Annotated in this window: 20 protein-coding genes; 12 read left to right on the plus strand and 8 right to left on the minus strand. The window is 52.3% G+C overall.

Features of this window, described 5'->3' with window-relative positions:
* Positions 1-29 precede the first annotated feature (29 nt).
* Genes murA through mlaF form a run of 7 tightly spaced genes read right to left on the minus strand, consistent with a single transcriptional unit; the run spans position 30 to position 4,605 of the window.
* Positions 30-1,289, minus strand: coding sequence for a UDP-N-acetylglucosamine 1-carboxyvinyltransferase (gene murA, locus EHW58_RS13070; RefSeq protein WP_152796929.1), 1,260 nt, complete (start codon positions 1,287-1,289; stop codon positions 30-32).
* Positions 1,290-1,298: 9 nt separating this feature from the next.
* Complete coding sequence (gene ibaG / locus EHW58_RS13075) at positions 1,299-1,553, minus strand: BolA family iron metabolism protein IbaG (RefSeq protein WP_077606044.1); 255 nt, start codon at positions 1,551-1,553, stop codon at positions 1,299-1,301.
* 2 nt (positions 1,554-1,555) lie between these two features.
* Complete coding sequence (locus tag EHW58_RS13080; RefSeq protein WP_046073920.1) at positions 1,556-1,870, minus strand: lipid asymmetry maintenance protein MlaB; 315 nt, start codon at positions 1,868-1,870, stop codon at positions 1,556-1,558.
* Positions 1,867-2,541 carry a phospholipid-binding protein MlaC gene (mlaC, locus tag EHW58_RS13085; RefSeq protein WP_046073919.1) on the minus strand — a complete coding sequence of 225 codons (675 nt, stop codon included), beginning with the start codon at positions 2,539-2,541 and terminating at the stop codon, positions 1,867-1,869. Before mlaC ends, EHW58_RS13080 begins: the two co-directional genes overlap by 4 nt.
* A 5-nt stretch (positions 2,542-2,546) precedes the next feature.
* Positions 2,547-3,026: an outer membrane lipid asymmetry maintenance protein MlaD gene (gene mlaD / locus EHW58_RS13090; protein WP_046073918.1), complete on the minus strand. Its 480-nt coding sequence runs from the start codon at positions 3,024-3,026 to the stop codon at positions 2,547-2,549.
* Between the two features lie 2 nt (positions 3,027-3,028).
* Entirely contained in the window at positions 3,029-3,808 is a 780-nt protein-coding gene (gene mlaE, locus EHW58_RS13095; protein ID WP_369795692.1) for a lipid asymmetry maintenance ABC transporter permease subunit MlaE, read from the minus strand.
* Positions 3,808-4,605, minus strand: coding sequence for a phospholipid ABC transporter ATP-binding protein MlaF (gene mlaF / locus EHW58_RS13100; protein WP_046073916.1), 798 nt, complete (start codon positions 4,603-4,605; stop codon positions 3,808-3,810). The genes mlaE and mlaF overlap by 1 nt, the downstream gene beginning before the upstream one ends.
* 399 nt (positions 4,606-5,004) lie before the next feature.
* Between mlaF and EHW58_RS13105 the strand changes: the two genes are divergently transcribed.
* The 12 genes from EHW58_RS13105 to mgtE all read left to right on the plus strand — a co-directional run bounded on the left by EHW58_RS13105 (position 5,005) and on the right by mgtE (position 14,381).
* Complete coding sequence (locus EHW58_RS13105; protein WP_046073915.1) at positions 5,005-5,967, plus strand: calcium/sodium antiporter; 963 nt, start codon at positions 5,005-5,007, stop codon at positions 5,965-5,967.
* A gap of 12 nt (positions 5,968-5,979) precedes the next feature.
* Positions 5,980-6,954: a KpsF/GutQ family sugar-phosphate isomerase gene (locus EHW58_RS13110; RefSeq protein WP_046073914.1), complete on the plus strand. Its 975-nt coding sequence runs from the start codon at positions 5,980-5,982 to the stop codon at positions 6,952-6,954.
* Positions 6,954-7,514: a 3-deoxy-manno-octulosonate-8-phosphatase KdsC gene (kdsC, locus tag EHW58_RS13115; protein WP_077606040.1), complete on the plus strand. Its 561-nt coding sequence runs from the start codon at positions 6,954-6,956 to the stop codon at positions 7,512-7,514. Before EHW58_RS13110 ends, kdsC begins: the two co-directional genes overlap by 1 nt.
* Positions 7,511-8,074 (plus strand): LPS export ABC transporter periplasmic protein LptC, encoded by a 564-nt coding sequence (gene lptC, locus EHW58_RS13120; protein ID WP_046073912.1) that lies wholly within the window; start codon positions 7,511-7,513, stop codon positions 8,072-8,074. Before kdsC ends, lptC begins: the two co-directional genes overlap by 4 nt.
* Positions 8,055-8,588: a lipopolysaccharide transport periplasmic protein LptA gene (gene lptA, locus EHW58_RS13125; RefSeq protein WP_046074202.1), complete on the plus strand. Its 534-nt coding sequence runs from the start codon at positions 8,055-8,057 to the stop codon at positions 8,586-8,588. Before lptC ends, lptA begins: the two co-directional genes overlap by 20 nt.
* A gap of 8 nt (positions 8,589-8,596) precedes the next feature.
* Positions 8,597-9,322 (plus strand): LPS export ABC transporter ATP-binding protein, encoded by a 726-nt coding sequence (gene lptB, locus EHW58_RS13130; RefSeq protein ID WP_046073911.1) that lies wholly within the window; start codon positions 8,597-8,599, stop codon positions 9,320-9,322.
* Between the two features lie 172 nt (positions 9,323-9,494).
* Positions 9,495-10,970: an RNA polymerase factor sigma-54 gene (locus EHW58_RS13135; RefSeq protein ID WP_046073910.1), complete on the plus strand. Its 1,476-nt coding sequence runs from the start codon at positions 9,495-9,497 to the stop codon at positions 10,968-10,970.
* Positions 10,971-10,995: 25 nt separating this feature from the next.
* Entirely contained in the window at positions 10,996-11,283 is a 288-nt protein-coding gene (hpf, locus tag EHW58_RS13140; protein ID WP_046073909.1) for a ribosome hibernation promoting factor, read from the plus strand.
* 3 nt (positions 11,284-11,286) lie between these two features.
* Positions 11,287-11,730, plus strand: coding sequence for a PTS IIA-like nitrogen regulatory protein PtsN (gene ptsN / locus EHW58_RS13145; protein WP_046073908.1), 444 nt, complete (start codon positions 11,287-11,289; stop codon positions 11,728-11,730).
* Between the two features lie 25 nt (positions 11,731-11,755).
* Complete coding sequence (gene rapZ / locus EHW58_RS13150) at positions 11,756-12,607, plus strand: RNase adapter RapZ (RefSeq protein ID WP_152796931.1); 852 nt, start codon at positions 11,756-11,758, stop codon at positions 12,605-12,607.
* A complete protein-coding gene (locus EHW58_RS15875) occupies positions 12,604-12,879 on the plus strand; it encodes an HPr family phosphocarrier protein (protein WP_046073906.1) in 276 nt (91 codons plus the stop codon). Before rapZ ends, EHW58_RS15875 begins: the two co-directional genes overlap by 4 nt.
* Before the next feature lie 134 nt (positions 12,880-13,013).
* Positions 13,014-14,381 (plus strand): magnesium transporter, encoded by a 1,368-nt coding sequence (mgtE, locus tag EHW58_RS13160; protein WP_152796935.1) that lies wholly within the window; start codon positions 13,014-13,016, stop codon positions 14,379-14,381.
* Between the two features lie 97 nt (positions 14,382-14,478).
* Here mgtE and rpoD read toward each other — a convergent pair whose 3' ends face one another.
* Entirely contained in the window at positions 14,479-16,326 is a 1,848-nt protein-coding gene (gene rpoD, locus EHW58_RS13165) for an RNA polymerase sigma factor RpoD (protein ID WP_046073904.1), read from the minus strand.
* Positions 16,327-16,415: the final 89 nt, after the last annotated feature.

Consider the following 16,415-nt stretch of genomic DNA (forward strand, 5'->3'; position numbering starts at 1 on the left):
TGGCGTTTTTGTGTCGAGTGAGAGGCAGGTTACTCCGAATCAATCCGCTCTATTTTGGCTCCCAAGGCTTGGAGTTTATCCTCGATACGCTCATAGCCTCTATCGATATGATAAATCCGATCAACAATGGTCTCACCTTTGGCAATGCAGCCAGCAATCACGAGGCTTGCTGAGGCGCGTAAGTCGGTGGCCATCACCTGTGCCCCGCTTAAGCTGTCGGTATCACCACAGATCACTGTGTTGCCCTCAATTTCTGCATGTGCGCCCATGCGCTGCAGTTCAGGCACGTGCATAAAGCGATTTTCAAAGATGGTTTCGGTGATAATACCCGTGCCTTTTGCCACCAAGTTGAGCAAGCTAAATTGGGCTTGCATATCGGTCGGAAAGCCCGGATGTGGCGCCGTGCGCACATTGACCGCTTTTAGCTCGCGATCGGTCATGTCGAGCTCAATGAAGTCATCACCGGTCACCACTTTAGCCCCCGCCTCTTCGAGCTTGTGCAATACCGCTTCGAGCAACTCCGGCGAAGTATGGCGACAAGTAATATGCCCGCCAGACACGGCCGCGGCGACCAAGAAGGTGCCGGTTTCAATCCGATCGGCCACGACTGAGTGCTTGCCGCCGCCGAGGCGCTCCACCCCTTCAATTTCAATCCGGTCAGTGCCTGCACCTGACACCTTCGCGCCCAGCATATTGAGGAACTTCGCGGTATCAACAATCTCTGGCTCACGGGCGGCATTTTCGATCACTGTGGTACCGTCAGCCAAGGTGGCTGCGCTCATGATGGTGACCGTCGCGCCAACGCTGACTTTGTCCATCACAATATGCGCCCCTTGCAAGCGGCCATCCACGGTCGCGCGCACATAGCCCTCATCCAAGGTGATGGTGGCACCGAGTTGCTCTAGACCATTGATGTGCAAGTCGACCGGGCGGGCACCGATGGCACAGCCACCAGGCAATGACACTTCGCCTTTACCAAAACGCGCCACTAAGGGCCCTAACGCCCAAATAGACGCGCGCATGGTTTTGACCAAATCATAAGGGGCACACAGCTCAGTAATGTCACTGGCATCGACATGCACAGAGCCGTTGCGATTAACCTTGGCACCTAAGCGAGATAACAGTGCCATAGTGGTATCAATGTCACGCAGCTTAGGGACATTCGCCACTTCGACCGGCTCTTCGGCCAGTAGTGAAGCAAATAAAATCGGGAGGGCGGCATTTTTCGCGCCGGAAATGGCCACATCACCTTTTAGCGGGCCATTGCCCGTCACTCGAAACTTTTGCATCAGACCCTCTTACAACTGCATCAGCTTTTTATCGCGCGCCCATTCAGTTGGGGTCATCGCTTTAATACTGACGGCATGGATATCATTGCGTGCAATATGCGCCATCAGCGGTGCATAAATCGTTTGTTGCTTTTTCACACGTGACATCCCGTCAAACATCTCTGCCACGGCAATCACTTCAAAGTGGCTGCCATCGCCTTTCACGTGCAGCTCGTCCACTGACAAAGCTGCCTCTAAAATGGCTTTAACTTCGCTTGCTTCCACGTTTAAACCCCTTTTTGATGCTCAGCATCGTCCAAAAATGTCTCTACATTGCTCAGCGATAAGAGCAACTTAAGTTGCTCTGGCACCCCTTGATAACGCACCTGTTGCCCTTTTTCACGCAGTTGCTTATCCAGGTGTAGCAACATCGCCATGCCGGCGGAATCTACACGTGATAGCGCGCTTAAATCCAGGCTCAAGGCAGTGTCAGTGGGGAGCCACTGGTCACGCTGGCGCCAAAAGTCAGGCACTGTGTCACGATCTAGCCGCCCTGACAAGTGATACTGTTGCCCGTCGCCGGCGGTGAAGCTCACGCTCATGAGGCGTCCTGCTTTTGTTTGTCTTCGCGACGGATGGGACGTTCAGCCAAGGTTTTTAATTGCTCGATGACCGAATCAATACCATCGCGACGTAGCGGTGCTTTCCATTCCGACTGCTTAGACTGGATCATACTCACGCCCTCGGCGGTGACGTCATAGGCTTGCCAATTTCCTGTCCGAGTATTTTTACGTAAGCTAAAGTCGAGGCGAATCGGTGGCCGTGACGGATCGGTAATATCGACCCGCACTTTGACAATCTTATCGTCAGGGGCAATCGGCTGATCTTTTTGTACCTCGACATCTTGGTCATCGTATTCAAGCAAGATCTGCGCGTAAGAGGCAATCATGTATTCAGTGAATGCCTCGGTAAAGGCGTCACGCTGCGCGGGCGTGGCTTTGCGATAGTACTGCGCGCCCAACACCAGTGATGCGGCATACCGAGTATGAATATAAGGCAGTAACTCATCTTTGACCACATCACGCAGCAAGTCAGGATCAGCGCGGAATAAGGTGCGGTCTTTACGCAGGCGGGTAAAGGTGTTGTCCGCCACTTGCTCGATGAGCTGATAAGGGTTGGATTGATCAACCGGCTCGCTCGCCTGGGCCACAGTGCCAAGGCTTGAAACCAGCAGGCAAACGGCGCTGCTCAGTGCGATCCATGTCTTTTTCATGCTGTTTACTCCTTGTCACCAACGCTATAGAGGAACTGACCAATCAAATCTTCGAGTACCAGTGCCGATTTGGTGTCCTGAATCTTGTCGCCGGCGTCTAAATAGCCAATACCCAGCGCTTCATCCACGAAGCCTGGGGTGATACCAATGTACTGTTCACCCAATAAACCTGCGGTATAAATCGATGCCGAGCTTGATTCCGGAAAACGTCCGGCGTCAGCATTGATTTGCAGGGTGACTTGGGGGACATAAGTCTCGGCGTCCAACGCAATGTCGGTCACTTGGCCAACGGTCACGCCACCCACTTTGACCGGTGAGCGCACTTTTAAGCCACCAATATTGTCGAACTCAGCGGTTAGCGTGTAAGTATCCGCCCGTCCCCAACGCTGGACATCGGCCACTTGAAACGCCAAGACCAATAACGCTGCAATGCCAGCAATGACAAAACAACCTACCCAAAATTCTGTTTTACGACTCTGTTGCATGATTAATTCCCAAACATGAGTGCAGTAAGGACAAAGTCTAGGCCGAGCACGGCCAACGATGAATGTACCACAGTACGCGTGGTGGCGCGGCTGATCCCTTCCGATGTCGGCGTGGCATCATAGCCGTTAAAAAGCGCAATCCAGGTCACAGCCACCGCAAACACCACACTTTTTATCAGTGCGTTGCCCACGTCATAGCCCAGATCGACCGACGCTTGCATCACCGACCAGAAACTGCCGTGGTCAATGCCTTTCCAGTCGACGCCGACCAGCTCGCCGCCCCAAATGCCCACCAGCATAAAAATCACTGCCAGCAGTGGCATGGCAATCACACCCGCCCAAAAGCGCGGTGCTATCACTCGGCGTAGCGGGTCAACCGCCATCATCTCTAGGCTTGATAACTGCTCGGTGGCTTTCATTAAGCCAATTTCTGCGGTCAGTGCTGACCCAGCTCGGCCAGCAAATAGCAAGGCAGTCACCACAGGGCCAAGCTCACGTAGCAGCGACAAGGCCACCATTTGTCCAAGGCTGGTTTCCGCGCCAAAGTCTGACAACACCAGATACCCTTGCAAGCTCAGCACCATACCAATAAACAGGCCAGAGACCATGATGATCGCCAGTGAGCGAACGCCTACCGAATAGAGCTGCTTGACCAATAGCGGGAAGGTTTTGCTCGGTTGCGGACGGCCAATCAGTGCGCCTGTCATCACAAAGGTTGCGCGGCCCATGGATTCGGCCACGCGCATGGCCCGGCGGCCCACGTCTTCTATGTGTGTTCTGATCACCGGAAAATCTCCTGGGTTAACTCGCCAGCGGGATAGCGAAAAGGTACCGGCCCATCAGCATGCCCTTCTAAAAACTGTTTTACCCACGGGTCAGGATTGTCACGCAGCGATTGGGGCGAACCACTGGCAATAATGCGGCTATCGGCGAGCAAATATACCTGATCGGCAATACTCATGACCTCTGGCACATCGTGCGAAACCACCACACATGTCAATCCCAGTGCTTGGTTAAGCTGACGAATCAAGGTCACCAGCACCCCCATGGTGATCGGATCTTGGCCGACAAAGGGCTCATCAAACAAAATCAATTCAGGGTCAAGCGCAATCGAGCGTGCGAGAGCCGCACGACGTGCCATCCCGCCCGATAAATCACTGGGCATTAATCCTTGCGCGCCACGTAAGCCCACCGCTTCTAGCTTGAGCATCACGATGGTGTGAATAAGCGACTCGTCCAAGTCGGTATGTTCGCGCAGCGGGAAAGCGACATTATCAAACACCGACATATCGGTGAATAACGCCCCTGATTGGAACAGCATGCTCATACGCTGACGGACTTCAAACAACTTGCGTCGTCCTAGGGAAGGAATAGCGTGGCCATCAAACACAATCTCGCCCGCATCGGGTTTAAGCTGACCGGCAATCAAACGCAGCAAGGTGGTTTTGCCTATCCCTGATGGCCCCATGATCGCGGTTACTTGGCCACGTGGCACTTGCAAATCAATATTGTCAAAAATGCATCGATTGCCCCGTGAGAAGGTCATCCCACTGATATCTATCAGGCTCTGTGCTGCCATGGCCGCATCTCATGGTTAGAAAGGAACAAAATTAAGTGGCTGATAATAAGGCGTCACCCACCCTAACACAAGCCACGCCGCACCTCAGCGCCCACAGGACGTGACTTATCCCTGATAATAGCAGCTTATCTTCGCTTTTCTTGTCAGACATAGGTCAGCTTACGTCCGACTAATGTAACGCTGCCATTCATAGCGACTGTTTCACGATGACCGTTTCATGGCGACCGTTTCATGGCGACCGTTTCACGGCGACCATTTCATGGCGACAACTCTCATGTTGATGAATGAAATCACCGATTTCATCGCTAAAGCACGGGCTTTTCGCTTCACATTTACCCCGTTAGCCGTCAGAATTGCACCTCATTTGTACCCAATCAAAAAACGCAAAGGATAGGTGTCATGGTCATAGCGGTTGCCATACTCATTGTTGGACTCATCGTGCTAGTGTGGAGTGCCGACCGATTAGTGTTCGGCGCGGCAGCAATCGCGAAAAACTACGGGGTCTCTCCGCTGGTGATCGGGATGACTATTTTGGCCATGGGCTCCTCTGCCCCAGAGATGATGGTCTCGGCCAACGCCGCCTTAGCGGATAAAACCGACACCGCCGTGGGTAATGTGTTGGGCTCCAACATCGCTAATATTGCGCTGATCCTCGGTTTCACCGCACTGATCAAGCCCCTTTCTATTGGCTCGACTATTATTCGTCGCGAGCTGCCTCTGATGCTAGGGGTCACCGTATTGGCTGGGGTGCTGCTTTGGAACAACCACCTAGGCTTTTTTGAAGGCGTGGGGCTGTTCACCCTGTTTGTGATTTTCATCCTAATGATGCTAAAAATCGGCAAAGACTCGGGTGGCACCGATCCAATACTGGCCGACCAACAATCGGATATTCCTAATGATGTCAGTAACCTGAAAGCGGTGCTGTGGATCATCATTGGTTTGCCATTGCTGCTGGTCTCTTCCGATCAAGTGGTTGACTCGGCGGTGACCATCGCGCAGTACTTTGGCATGAGCGATTTGGTGATCGGCTTGACCATCATCGCCATTGGCACCAGCTTGCCTGAGCTCGCCGCGTCGATAGCAGGGGTAATGAAAGGGGAAGATGATTTGGCCGTCGGCAATATTATCGGCTCAAACGTGTTCAATATTCTCGCGGTGATGGGGATCCCAGGGTTACTCAACCCCTCAGCGATCAGTGAGTATGCCATGAGCCGCGATTATTATATTATGTTGGTGCTTTCCATCATGTTACTGATTTTTGCGCTCGGTAAATCACGTAGCATCAACCGCATTGAAGGCGCTGTTTTTCTCCTTTGTTATATCGGCTATCAAGGCTACCTGTTTGTTAACGCAGCAGCCTAAACGGACACAAGTATGAGTGATTACAGTTTTGATTTTCGCCGCGCAGGGCTTGATGTGCTCAACATTGAGCAAGACGCGATTGCGCAGCTAAAAACGGCGATCGATGACCACTTCGCGGCCGCTTGCCAACTCATCTTACATGCCACGGGGAAAGTGGTGGTGATGGGCATGGGTAAATCCGGCCATATTGGTAAAAAAATCGCCGCGACATTGGCCAGCACGGGGACGCCCGCGTTTTTTGTCCATCCAGGGGAAGCCAGCCACGGCGATCTGGGAATGATAAACCAAGGTGATGTGGTACTGGCCATTTCCAACTCGGGGGAAGCCGGTGAAATCTTAACCTTGCTACCCGTGATTAAACGCCTCGGGATCCCCTTGGTCTGTATGACCGGCAACCCTAATTCCAGCATGGGTCAGCTCGCGAAAGTGAATCTTAATATTCATGTCCCGCAAGAAGCCTGCCCATTGGCCTTGGCCCCCACCTCCAGCACCACCGCCACCTTAGTGATGGGCGATGCCCTCGCGATGGCGTTGATGCAAGCCAGAGGCTTTACCGCGAACGACTTTGCCCTCTCCCACCCCGGCGGCGCACTGGGGCGTAAGCTATTATTACGTATCAGTGATTTAATGCACCAAGACGAGCGCTTACCCGTGGTTGAGGACTCCGCCACCGTCCGTGATGCGCTTTTAGAGGTGTCAGAAAAAGGCCTGGGCATGACAGCGATTGTCGATAGTCACGGGCAACTGACGGGCGTGTTTACCGATGGCGATTTGCGCCGCTTGCTGGATATGCGCATTGACCTGCATACCACCACCATTGGCTCAGTGATGTCGACAAACCCGGTGACCATTGAACCGGAACTGCTCGCGGCAGAAGGACTCAAACTCATGGAAGAGCGTAAAATTAACGGACTGCTGGTTGCTAAAAACGGCCAGCTGCTCGGCGCCCTTAACATGCATGACCTTTTAAAAGCCGGAGTTATCTAATGGCCTCCACTGTGATTGACACCCTCTATGGCCCTGTGGCTGCCGACGTTTTTCAACGTGCGGCGGCGATAAAACTGCTGATTTGCGATATTGACGGCGTCTTCTCCGATGGCCGCGTATACATGGGCAATCAGGGTGAAGAGCTCAAAGCATTTCATACCCGTGATGGGTATGGCATCAAGTCGATCATGAATGCCGGCATCGAGGTCGCAGTGATCACAGGCCGCCAATCGCAGATTGTCGCGAACCGAATGCACGCCCTCGGTGTCCAACATGTTTATCAAGGACAAAGTGACAAACTCACCGCATATCAAGACTTGTGCCGCCATGTTGATGTTTTACCCGCACACACGGCCTACATTGGCGATGACTTAATTGATTGGCCGGTGATGGAGAAAGTCGGGCTTGCCTGCTGTGTGGCCGATGGTCACCCACTCCTTAAGCGTCGAGCGCACTTTGTCACGCAAACAGGCGGTGGCTTTGGTGCCGTGCGTGAAGTGTGCGATCTGATGTTAGAGGCGCGTGGCGAACTCGACCAACACAAGGGCTTGAGTTTATGATCCGGCGGCTTGGCCTGCTTCTATTGGTCGTGCTTTGTGCGGTAACCGGTTACTATTTATTGGTTCAGCATGGCTGGCAGCGGGTACAGCAGGTCACGCCTGATGCCGAAAAACCGCTGTTTACTGGCGAAGCGATTCAAACCGTGCAATATGATGCGGACGGCGTGCGCAGCTACACGGTGCACGCCAAACATCTTGAGCATTATGCCAAGATTGATGAAACCCACTTTAACGAGCCCGTTCTGTGGACGTACAAAGCAGGCAAAGAGGAAGAATGGCGCGTGAGTGCAGACTACGCGATATTGTCCGATGACCACCTGTTGACCATGACGGGCAACGTGCGCATTTTTAACCTACTACCGAATGCGCAAATTGATTCGGTAGCCACTGATTCGGTGACCCTGAATCTCACCACACGAGATTTTTGGTCAGAGAGTCCGACGACGATCACCGGCACCCGTTTTCAAACCAAAGGTAAACGGGTGAAAGGAAATTTCGGTAACCACCAGATGGAATTGTTAGACGATGTTAGAGGCCGATATGAAACGACCCCTCGTTAAAGCGCTGGCAGGTGCCATGTTGCTGCTGTCGCATTACTCACTGGCTCTGAGCAGTGATACTGAGCAACCTATTTATATAGAGTCAGAAAGCCAGCACCTAGATATGGCGACCAACACGGTAACCTTTACCCAAAACGTGGTCCTGACCCAAGGCAGCATTAAAATCTTGGCCGATAAACTGATCGTGATTCGCCCAGAAGGCCAAGAAGGTGATGAAACCATCGAGGCGTATGGCAAGCCGGCGACGTTTGAGCAAACCATGGACGATGGCAAAGAGATTCATGGCGAAGCCAACAAACTGCGCTACGAAGTGGGCAATGAATTTCTTAAAATGTCGACCAATGCGATGCTTGAGCAAAGTGGCAATCAGGTGGAAGGCAACGTGATCACCTATGAAATCGACAAGCAACAACTTGTAGCAGAAAGTGATAGTACCAAACGCGTCACCACGATTTTGCAGCCGAGCACCAAATCGTCATCCTCTCAGGATGCATCCACGTCAGACGAGCAATAAGAGGCGACATGGCAACACTCACAGCAGCCAATTTGGCCAAAAGTTATAAAGGGCGAAAGGTGGTCGCCGATGTCAGCTTGGAAGTGAAATCCGGTGAAATTGTTGGTCTTTTAGGCCCTAACGGTGCAGGTAAAACCACGTCTTTTTACATGATTGTCGGCTTGGTCGCTCGTGACGAAGGGGCCATCTATATCGATGACAAAGACATTAGCATTCAGCCGATGCATAACCGCTCACGCCTGGGGATTGGCTACTTACCACAAGAGGCCTCGATATTTCGCAAGCTGAGCGTCTACGATAACCTAATGGCGGTGCTACAAACCCGTAAGTCGTTAAGCAAAGAAGAGCGCCAAGACAAGGCAGAAGATCTGTTGGATGAGTTTAATATTCAGCATATCCGTGACAGCCTGGGGATGGCCTTATCCGGTGGTGAGCGCCGTCGGGTAGAGATCGCGCGTGCATTGGCCGCCAACCCCAAATTTATTTTGCTGGATGAGCCGTTTGCAGGGGTCGACCCGATATCGGTGATCGATATTAAGAAAATCATCGAGCACTTACGTGATCGTGGCTTAGGCGTGCTGATTACCGACCACAATGTGCGCGAAACGCTCAGTGTCTGTGAACATGCTTACATTGTCAGCCAAGGACACTTGATTGCACACGGTACCCCTGATGAAGTGCTTAATGATGAGCATGTCAAACGGGTCTATTTGGGTGATCAGTTCAAACTCTAATGCACCTGATTACGCCAACTCGGTGAGCGTGTTCGGATAAAATATAGTGGACTGGCTCACGCTACAAACTGCCAATCAAGGCTATAGTTAATAAAGAGCGCTTGCCCTGTTAGCCAGAGCAAGCGTTTTTAACCTCTTCGGTCGTTGAAATAAGGAAAGGTGTACCGCCTCTATGAAACCCACGCTTCAGCTTAAGCTTGGACAACAGCTCGCAATGACACCGCAATTGCAGCAGGCTATCCGTCTGCTGCAATTGTCGACGCTGGACTTGCAACAGGAGATCCAAGAAGCGTTGGAAACCAACCCGCTGTTGGAACATGACGAAGGCCAAGAGCAGGAGGCCAGTCAGCACGAGCAATCCCATGATCAAGATACTGCTGAGCAAGAAACAGCAACCGCCAGCGCGGACACCATGGAAACCTCGGACGCGTTTGAAAAGAACGAAATGCCGGACGATCTCCCGGTCGATACGACCTGGGATCATCTCTACTCTGCCGGTACCGGCAACACAGGCGCAGGGGCCAGCGGATACGACGACCAACCCGTTTACCAAGGGGAAACCACCCAAACGCTCTACGACTATTTAAAATGGCAGCTCGAGCTGACGCCCTTTTCGGAAAACGATCAGGTGATCGCCATGGCGATCATTGATGCGGTGGACGATCAAGGTTACTTGTCGGTTAGCACCGAAGAGATCCTCGACAGCTTAGGAAGCGAAGAGATTGAGCTTGACGAAGTCGAAGCGGTGCTCAAACGCGTGCAACATTTTGATCCGCTGGGTGTGGCGTCTCGCTCACTGCAAGAGTGTTTGATGCTGCAACTGGCAACCTACGACGCCGATACCCCTTGGCTCAACGAGGCTCGTAAAGTGCTCACTGAACACATGGACTTACTCGCCAACCGTGATTATCGCCAGTTGATGCGTGAAACCCGGCTAAAAGAGCCTGAGCTTAAGTCAGTGATGCAATTGATTCATAGCCTCGAGCCGCGCCCAGGTAACTTGATTGTGACCAACGAGGCCGAATATGTGGTGCCTGATGTCTCCGTGTTTAAGCATCAAGGGCAGTGGGTGGTCCAAATCAACCCAGATAGCGTGCCCAAACTGAAAGTGAACGAGCAATACGCTGCCTATGGTCGTAATGGTTGTAGCCCCTCTGATAGCCAGTTTATTCGCTCACACCTACAAGAAGCCAAGTGGCTGATCAAAAGCCTGGAAAGCCGTAATGACACCTTGCTGAAGGTGGCACGCTGTATTGTCGAACATCAACACGACTTCTTTGAGTACGGGGAAGAGGCCATGAAGCCGATGGTGCTTAACGACATCGCCTTGGATGTCGATATGCATGAGTCAACCATTTCCCGTGTCACGACACAAAAGTTCATGCATACGCCGCGCGGTATTTTCGAGCTGAAGTACTTTTTCTCTAGTCACGTCAGTACCGACAATGGCGGCGAGTGCTCATCCACAGCAATTCGCGCACTGATCAAAAAATTGGTCGCTGACGAGCCGGCTAATAAGCCGCTTAGCGACAGTAAGATTGCCACATTGCTGGCCGAGCAAGGCATTAAAGTTGCACGACGGACCATTGCTAAGTACCGAGAGTCACTGGGTATTGCGCCGTCAAACCAGCGTAAGCGTCTGCTATAGGCGCCTCAACAGAAGGAAAGTGTGTATGCAAATCAATCTGACCGGACAGTCTGTCGACGTCACGCCACCACTACGCGAGTATGTGGAGACCAAGTTTGCTAAACTCGAGCGCTTTTTCGAGCACATTAATAATGTCCATGTTGTACTGAATGTCCAAAAGCTCGACCAGATTGCAGAAGCAACGCTCCACGTGAACAACGGGGAGATCCATGCAAAAGCACAATCGCATGATATGTATGCGGCCATCGATGGGCTGACCGATAAGCTGGTCAAGCAACTGAGTAAACACAAAGAAAAGCTCAAACAGCACTAAGCTATGGAACTGAAAGAAGTACTGTCAGTGGACTGCACCCGCAGTGCCGTCCACTGCTCTAGCAAGAAACGCGCCCTGGAAATCATCAGCCAGGTTGCTGCGGACAAGCTGGGCACCAACGCACAAACCTTGTTTGAATGCATGCTAAGCCGCGAAAAGCTGGGGACGACCGGCATTGGGGCGGGCATTGCCATTCCCCATGGCCGCACGCTCGACAGCCAACATGCCGTGGGCGTGCTGCTACAATGCGCCGAGCCCATCGAGTTTGATGCGGTGGACAAACGGCCTGTCGATCTGCTGTTTGCGCTGCTAGTGCCTGACGAACAGTGCAAGGTACACCTGCAAACCCTGTCTGCGATTGCCGAGAAGTTGAATGACAAAAAGCTGTGTCGTCAGCTGCGCAATGCCAATTCAGACCAAGAGCTGTACAATATCATTACCCAATAATGAGCAACGCTGACGGGAGCGAACTATGATGCTAAAAATTGTCAGTGGCCGTTCCGGCTCAGGAAAGTCAGTGGCATTGCGGGTACTGGAGGATCTTGGTTATTACTGCGTGGATAACCTGCCCGTCAACTTACTGCGTGACTTTGTTGTCTCGCAAGACGATGCGGACGCAAAAATTGCCGTCAGTCTCGATATTCGCAATTTCCCTAACGCTAAAGAGCCAGTTGCCGATACCTTGGCTGCACTGCGCGAAATCTGCGATGTCACTGTGTACTATTTAGACGCCGACGATAAAGATCTGATTAAACGCTTCAGTGAAACCCGTCGTCTGCATCCCCTTTCTCGACACAACCTCTCATTAGAGCAGGCCATCCAAGCTGAAAAGCAGCAAATGGCGCCAATTAAAGAGCACGCGGATCGGGTAATTAACACCACGGGCTTGTCGATTCACGACTTGAGTGAGTCCGTACGTTCACTAGTACTTGGTCGCACCAGCAGCGATTTGGTGATGGTGTTTGAATCCTTTGGCTTTAAGCATGGTTTGCCCGCCGATGCCGATTATGTCTTTGATGTCCGCTTTCTCCCCAATCCACACTGGGAGCCCGCGCTTCGCCCTCATACTGGGCTCGAGAAGCCTGTGCGTATGTTTCTCGCCGCCCAACCTGACGTGGCCATGTTAGTGGCGCAAATTAAAGGTTTCCTCGAGTCGTGGCTACCTGCACTTAAAAATAATAACCGTAGCTATGTGACCGTGGCGATTGGCTGTACCGGGGGCAAACACCGCTCGGTGTATGTCGCGCAATACTTGTCGGATTATTTTCAGGAGCTGGGCGAGCAAGTGCAAACGCGTCACCGTACCTTGGAGCAAAAACAGTGACCTCGGTATCGACTCAAGTGTGTATTCGTAACCGTTTAGGCTTGCATGCACGCGCCGCCATCAAGCTGGTTGAACTGGTGCAAGAGTATGATGCCGATGTGGTGCTGCAAAGCACAGATAAATCCGCCACTGCTGACAGTGTAATGGCCATGCTGATGCTGGAATCAGCGCAAGGCGAAACCATTACGGTATCGGCCAGCGGCCCGCAGGCAACAACAGCGCTTGATGCGGTGAAAGCATTATTTGAGGCGGGCTTCGACGAAGACAGCTAACGGTCTCGCCTCCTCAACCACTGCGCTGACCAGCGCGGTGAATGGCGCTAAATCCCCTCTATCACCGATTTGTCATGCGACAGACTCCCCTGATTAGGTTAGAATTTTAGTCATTGCATTTGGGGGAGTGGCCGATGGCAGACACATTAGAACAAGAACAAAGTAACCTAACCCACCAACGGCTCCAAGAAGTTACTCAATTGCTTGAGCAAGGCATGTTTGTGCGCGTACGCCGTATGCTTGAGGACATGGAGCCAGAAGACACAGCTCACCTTTTAGAGGCCTCTCCGCCGAAAGGACGTCTGGTACTTTGGCAGCTCACCGACCCGGAAGATCAAGGTGAGATCCTTGATGAGCTCTCAGAAGATGTGAAAGACGGCATCATGGTTCGCATGGCCCCTGATCAGCTCGCGGCAGCGACGGAAGGGATGGAAACCGATGATGTCGCTTACTTGCTCCGTAGCCTACCGCAAGACGTTTCCCAAGACGTGCTGGCGGAAATGGATGCCCAAGACCGGACGCGCGTACAGCAAGCCCTCTCCTACCCCGAGGAGTCCGCGGGCGGGATCATGAACACTGACGTCATCACCATTCGTGATGATGTGACCGTGGATGTGGTATTACGCTATTTGCGGATGCGCGGTGAGTTACCCGACACCACAGATACCCTGTATGTGATCGACCCAAACGGCCGATTAATTGGTAATTTGCCGATCAGCGCCCTGTTGGTTAACCAACCGGATACCGATATCGCTGACATCATGGATGCACCGGATGAGGCGATCAGTGTCACCATGGACGACGGTGATGTCGCCAGCCTGTTTGAACGCCGTAATTGGGTCTCAGCCCCCGTGGTGGATGAGCACAACCACTTGGTCGGTCGAATCACCATTGATGATGTGGTGGACATTATTCGTGAAGACGCTGAGCACTCGATGATGAGCATGGCAGGCCTTGATGACGAAGAAGACACCTTTGCCCCCGCGTTTAAAAGTGCGCGTCGTCGTAGCATCTGGCTGGGGATCAATGTATTGGCGGCCTTAACCGCGGCCTCGGTGTCCAACATGTTTGAAGGGACCCTGGATAAAATGGCGGCCATCGCGGTGTTGATGACCATTGTCCCCTCCATGGGCGGTGTGGCCGGTAACCAGACCGTCGCCTTGGTGATTCGCGGCCTGGCCGTTGGCCATATTGGCGACTCCAATACCCGCTGGCTGCTGGCCAAAGAAGCCACTGTCGGCATGATTAACGGCCTAGTGTGGTCGATGATCATTGGCGGTGTGGTGGTGTTATGGAAAGGCAATATTGAGCTGGGCTTGATCATCTCAGGCGCGATGATGGTTAACCTGTTTGTCGCAGGTATTGCTGGGGTAGCGATCCCCACGTTGCTGAAAAAGTACAATATTGATCCGGCATTGGCCGGTGGGATGGCCCTGACCACGGTCACCGATGTGGTCGGTCTGCTCGCCTTTTTGGGGCTGGCTACCTTATTTATTACTTAGCCTCTATTACCTAGCCTCTATTAACTAGGCTCGGTAGGATAAAAAAAGGCGAGCCATCTGGCTCGCCTTTCTTGTCAGGTCGCTTGAAACCGCGTCATTACTCGTCCAAGAAGCTACGCAATGTCTCAGAGCGGCTTGGATGACGTAACTTACGCAGCGCTTTCGCCTCAATCTGGCGAATACGTTCACGGGTCACATCAAACTGCTTACCCACTTCTTCCAGCGTATGGTCGGTATTCATTTCAATACCAAAGCGCATACGCAGTACTTTCGCTTCACGCGGTGTCAGGCCAGCTAGCACGTCATTGGTTGCCATTTTGAGGTTGTTCGACGTTGCCGAATCCATCGGTAGCTCCAACGTCGTGTCCTCGATAAAGTCACCCAGGTGTGAATCTTCATCATCACCAATTGGGGTTTCCATCGAGATCGGTTCTTTGGCGATCTTCAGTACCTTGCGAATTTTATCTTCCGGCATCAACATCCGCTCAGCCAGCTCTTCAGGCAGCGGCTCACGCCCCATTTCCTGAAGCATCTGACGCGAAATACGGTTGAGCTTGTTGATAGTCTCAATCATGTGTACCGGAATACGGATGGTTCGCGCTTGGTCCGCAATCGAACGCGTGATTGCCTGACGGATCCACCAGGTCGCATAAGTTGAGAACTTATAGCCACGGCGATATTCAAACTTATCGACCGCTTTCATCAAGCCAATGTTACCTTCCTGGATAAGGTCCAAGAACTGCAGGCCACGGTTGGTATATTTCTTAGCAATCGAAATAACCAGACGTAGGTTGGCCTCAACCATTTCTTTTTTCGCACGGCGTGCTTTCGCTTCACCGATAGACATACGACGGCTGATGTCTTTGATCCGCTCGACCGACAAGCCCGTCTCTTCCTCGATGATCTTCAGCTTCTGCACACAGCGGCGAAGATCTTCTTCGTAACGCGCCACACGCTCTGCGTAAGGCTTGCCAGAGTTCAGTGCTTCGTCAATCCATGCATCCGATGACTCATTGCCCGCAAACAATTGAACGAAGGTTTTCTTCGGCATTTTGGCCTGATCGACACAAAGACGCATCACCAAACGCTCTTGGGTGCGCACCTTGTCCATGGTTTGACGCATGTCATTAACCAGACGATCAAACTGTTTGGGGATCAGACGGAACTGCTTAAACGTTTCAGACAGCGCATCGATCGATTCTTTCGTACGCTCATCATAACGGCCGTACTGTTGGATCGCCGTTTCCATCGCCGCATAGGTGCGACGAAGCTCGCTGAACTTCTCACGCGCCAGTTCAGGATCGATACCAACATCTTCATCACTCTCATCGTCTTCGTCGGTATCGTCTTTGTCTTCGTCTTCATCATCTTCGTCATCAAGCTCTTTTTCGCTGAGCTCGGAGCCGATATGGGTCGCCGTAGGTGCGACGTCATCCTGGTCTGGATCGATAAAACCAGAAATAATGTCGGTTAAGCGAAGCTCTTCTGCTTCCACTTTATCGAACTGATCGAGCAGTGAGGCAATCGAGGCCGGATATTCTGCCACCGAACACTGCACCTGGTTGATGCCGTCTTCGATACGCTTGGCGATATCGATCTCACCCTCACGGGTCAACAGCTCAACCGTGCCCATTTCTCGCATATACATGCGAACAGGATCCGTGGTGCGACCGATTTCACTCTCCACGCTAGAAAGTGCTGCCGCCGCTGCTTCGGCTGCGTCTTCGTCGGCCACGGTTTCTGACATCATTAGCTCATCGGCATCAGGAGCGGCTTCCACCACTTGAATGCCCATGTCGTTAATCATCTGAATGATGTCTTCTATTTGGTCGGAATCGACAATGTCTTCCGGGAGGTGGTCATTAACTTCGGCATAGGTCAGATAGCCTTGCTCCTTGCCTTTTGCGACAAGCAACTTTAGCTGTGACTGCGGATTTTGATCCATAGACGATATCCAACTTCGGGTCTGAGTGAAGAATTTAGTATGCGGAAACGCAAACCGCCAATTTTAACAAATGTCACCTTTGCTGGCTA

Source organism: Salinivibrio sp. VYel1, from assembly GCF_009377945.1.
Taxonomy (GTDB): Bacteria; Pseudomonadota; Gammaproteobacteria; order Enterobacterales; family Vibrionaceae; genus Salinivibrio; species Salinivibrio siamensis.